The organism is Mumia sp., from assembly GCF_028803055.1.
Classification (GTDB): Bacteria; Actinomycetota; Actinomycetes; order Propionibacteriales; family Nocardioidaceae; genus Mumia.
The window spans coordinates 1-2,985 of sequence record NZ_JARBCJ010000271.1; the positions used below are offsets into that span (position 1 = coordinate 1).

Annotated in this window: 4 protein-coding genes and 1 tRNA gene; 2 read left to right on the forward strand and 3 right to left on the reverse strand. The window is 68.9% G+C overall.

Annotated elements, in window-relative coordinates; translation table 11 throughout:
- Positions 1-5: 5 nt before the first annotated feature.
- Genes PV363_RS16885 through PV363_RS16895 form a run of 3 tightly spaced genes read right to left on the reverse strand, consistent with a single transcriptional unit; the run spans position 6 to position 1,934 of the window.
- Positions 6-1,202, reverse strand: coding sequence for an alanine racemase (locus PV363_RS16885; protein WP_301022965.1), 1,197 nt, complete (start codon positions 1,200-1,202; stop codon positions 6-8).
- A 59-nt stretch (positions 1,203-1,261) separates the two neighbouring features.
- Positions 1,262-1,534, reverse strand: coding sequence for a DUF3618 domain-containing protein (locus PV363_RS16890; protein WP_220343388.1), 273 nt, complete (start codon positions 1,532-1,534; stop codon positions 1,262-1,264).
- A complete protein-coding gene (locus tag PV363_RS16895) occupies positions 1,524-1,934 on the reverse strand; it encodes a phage holin family protein (protein WP_220366267.1) in 411 nt (136 codons plus the stop codon). The genes PV363_RS16890 and PV363_RS16895 overlap by 11 nt, the downstream gene beginning before the upstream one ends.
- A gap of 84 nt (positions 1,935-2,018) precedes the next feature.
- On the opposite strand from PV363_RS16895, the gene PV363_RS16900 reads away from it, so the two are divergent.
- Both PV363_RS16900 and PV363_RS16905 read left to right on the forward strand, forming a co-directional pair.
- Positions 2,019-2,648, forward strand: a complete 630-nt coding sequence (locus PV363_RS16900; protein ID WP_301022966.1) for a DUF4203 domain-containing protein — start codon at positions 2,019-2,021, stop codon at positions 2,646-2,648.
- A gap of 32 nt (positions 2,649-2,680) precedes the next feature.
- Positions 2,681-2,756: transfer RNA gene (locus tag PV363_RS16905), tRNA-Thr, on the forward strand.
- The last annotated feature ends 229 nt before the right edge of the window (positions 2,757-2,985 follow it).

A 2,985-nucleotide genomic window follows, 5' to 3' on the forward strand; every position in this document is an offset into this window, starting at 1 on the left:
CGTGGTCATCCGAAGTTCTTCCCTTCGCCGCGGTAGGTCGGCAGCACCTCGACGGTCGCCGCGCCATGGGTCGACTCCTCGGTGTGGACGAGGTGCACGGCGTCGAACCGCTCGCACATCTCGCCGGCCTTCGCGTGCCGCATGAAGACGCGGTCGCCGAGCCGAAGACTGCGGGCGACCGGCCCACGGACGGGGGTCTGCACCTCTCCTGCGCCTTCGGTGCCGATCAGCGACAGACCCTCGGGCCAGGCGGGCGTGGGCAACCGGCTCTTGCCGGCAGCACCCGAGGCGGCGTACCCGCCGGAGAAGAGCGTGGCGATGTCGGGCGTCGGCTTGCGGACCACCGACAGCGCGTAGAACGCCGCGGGAGTCGACTCGAAGGCGTCGTAGGAGTCGAACAGCGTCGGCATGAACAGGCCCGAGCCCGAGGTGAGCTCGGTGATGTAGGGGTCGTCGCGCATGACCTCGAGGCTCCCGGTGCCGCCGGCGTTGACGAAGCGGAGGTCGGTGGTCTCGCGGATGCTCTCGACGATGCGCGCGCGGCGCTCGGCGATGTCGGCGGCGCTGCGAACCTTGACGAAGCGGACGGCGGGGGAGCTGTCGGGGAGGCCGGCGATCTGCGCGTCGTAGAACATCAGGCCGACCAGCTCGTAGCCCGGCCGAGCGGTGATCGCCCGGGCGAGCGCGATCGCGTCACCCGGGCTGTGGATCGGCGACCGACGAGCACCGAGGTGCACCCGGCGGAACGGCTCCAGCGACGAGTCCACGTCGATGCAGACGCGGATCCGGGGGCGGGCGGTGCCCACGACGGCGTCGATGTGGTCGAGGTGCGCGAGCGAGTCGACCATCACGGTGATCGCTGTCGAGCGGTGCTCCTTCGCGACGAGGTCGTGGAGGCCGGCGCGATGCACCGTGGGATAGGCGAGCAGCAGGTCCGTGTGTCCCTCGTCGGCGAGCCAGATCGACTCGTCGAGGCTGTAGGACATGACTCCCGCGTAGCCGTCGTGGGCGAGGGTGCGGTCGAGGATCGCGCGGACACGCAGGGACTTCGACGCCACACGCACAGGAACACCGCCGGCTCGGCGTACGAGCTCGGCGGTGTTGTGCGCGAGCGCGGCCCCGTCGACCACCGCGTACGGGGTCTCGAGGTCGCGCGTCAGGCGCTCCAGTCGCTCCATGTTGGGCAAGCGTCCAATAGCCACGGCACCAGTATGCGCCAGGAACGTGACTTTGGACACCCGACCAGGAGGACTCCTCAGATTCAGCTCCGGCGCTTCCTCCACACCCGCGCCACGATCAGCAGCAGCACGCCGCCGACGATGATCGCCGGGAGCTGCGGGTTGTCGCGCGCATTCTGCTTGACGTACTCGAGCCGTTGCTCCGCCTCGGACTTCACCTCGGACTTGACCTCGTCGACGCGGGCCTTGGCCTGCTTCTTGACGTCCAGGCGGTCGGTCAGCTGCTCCACCGTACGGCCGAGGTCTTCGCGGGTCTCTTCGATCTCGCGCTGGATGTCGTTGGGATCAGTGCTCACGGTTGCGCGCCTCCTTCACCTCGGCGATGTCGGCCTTGACGTTCTCCACGGCATGCTCGGGAACTGGTGATCCCACCTGCTGCAGCTTCTTCTTGCCCAGCAGCGCGAGCACGGCCGCGATGATGAAGAGCACGACGGCGACGATCAGTGCGGCGAGCCACAGGTCCATCACCAGGGCCAGGGCCGCGATGATGGCGGTGAAGAGGGCGGCGAGGCCGTACAGCGCGAGAAGCCCGGCGGCGCCAAAACCTCCGAGCCCTACGCCGGCCTTCGTGCCCTTGTCCTTGAGCTCGGCCTGCGCGAGGCGCATCTCGTCACGCACGAGGCGAGAGGTCTGCTCGGACAGGTCGCGGACGAGATCGGCGATCGACTCGTCGGCCCGCGAATCAGGTTGTGTCATTTGGGGTGCTCCCCTCTGTCGGTCATGCCACACAGGTGCCCTTCCGCGGGGCGTACATGCGCACGGCGTCCTAGGCTCGCGGGCATGGACGCTGGTGGAGTGAACGAGTCGGTGCTCGCGTTGATCCTGATCGGCCTCGGGGCGATCCTGGTCTTCTGGGGAGGCACCGCGCTGCGAGCACTGATTGCCCTGGCGGGCGCGTTCATCGGCTTCTTCCTCGGCGCGGAGATCGTGCAGGAGCGAGTCGGGGGCGAGCTGCTCGGCACCCCCGGCGGGTGGATCGCCGCGGTCGTCGGCGCGCTGGTGCTCGGCATCCTCGCGTACGTCTGGTACTGGCTCGGCGTGGTGATCTGGGTCGGCGCGATGGGGTACGTGCTCGGCGTCTCGGTCGCCGCCGTGTTCGGCGCGGACGACAGCTGGGTCCTCACCACGGTGGGTCTGGTCGTCGCCGCGGTGCTCGTCGTGATCGCGATCGCCATGTCACTCCCATCCCTGCTGCTCGTGATCGCGAGCGCCTGGTCGGGCGCCATCCTGGTGGTGATCGGCGTGATGCTGCTGGTCGGTGAGATCAGCGAGCGCCAGATCAACCGGGCGTTCACTGCCGTCGAGCCGGCATGGCCCTGGTACGCCGCAGCCATCGCGCTGTTCGTCGTGGGTCTCCTGGCCCAGCTGGGGATGACCTCGCGGCGTCGGTCGGAGAGCGTCGACAGTTAGGATGGGCGCGGCTCCGGAGGTCGCGGGGCCCTGCCGGTGTAGCTCAGTTGGTAGAGCGCCTCACTTGTAATGAGGATGTCGCGGGTTCGACTCCTGTCACCGGCTCCACGAGTACAACGGACGCCGCGTCGTCTGCGCTCAGGGAAGCGCGACGTACTGAGCCAGGAACGCGCGAGCGGGCTCGGTCCGCCGGAGTCGCCGTAGCAGGTGCCGCCGTTGCCCGTGCTCGCGTTCATGGAGATCCGCAACCACGCCCGGTTGACGGCGTTGAGCTGGCCGGTGGCCACCATGCGGCGGTCGTCGTACAGGTAGCGGTGTCCGCCGGGCCCGTTGGTCA

Excerpts from the sequence above, each read along its gene's own strand:
- PV363_RS16900 (WP_301022966.1), top strand. The coding sequence starts at position 2,019 with ATGGACGCTGGTGGAGTGAACGAGTCGGTGCTCGCGTTGATCCTGATC.
- PV363_RS16895 (WP_220366267.1), bottom strand. The coding sequence starts at position 1,934 with ATGACACAACCTGATTCGCGGGCCGACGAGTCGATCGCCGATCTCGTC.